The organism is Fulvivirga sp. M361, from assembly GCF_007097395.1.
Taxonomy (GTDB): Bacteria; Bacteroidota; Bacteroidia; order Cytophagales; family Cyclobacteriaceae; genus Fulvivirga.
Genome location: NZ_VKDC01000134.1, coordinates 1 through 249 on the forward strand (window position 1 = coordinate 1; position 249 = coordinate 249).

Below are 249 nucleotides of genomic sequence, written 5' to 3' on the forward strand. Positions count from 1 at the left end.
TTTGACGACAATGTATCTTCTTGGTTTTCCATTTTCGTGGGAAAATATCATGGAGTTGAGTTCAATCCCTGGGCTCAAACTTATCCAGTTATCAAGTCCCCAGACAGCACTTTTTACATTAGGGCACATCCTTACAGCCATGATATAGTTGTGCTGTTTCTCTTCTAAATAGCTGAGTAACTCTTCGGTATAAAAGCCACTATCAGCACGTACCAAGCCTACTTTCTTACCCGCTAATGCCTGATCAAA

1 protein-coding gene is annotated in these 249 nt (G+C 41.0%); it reads right to left on the reverse strand.

Features of this window, described 5'->3' with window-relative positions; all coding sequences use genetic code 11:
* Positions 1-249, reverse strand: a 249-nt coding sequence (locus FNH22_RS32325) for a hypothetical protein (RefSeq protein ID WP_221420402.1), incomplete at both ends; no start/stop codon positions are given.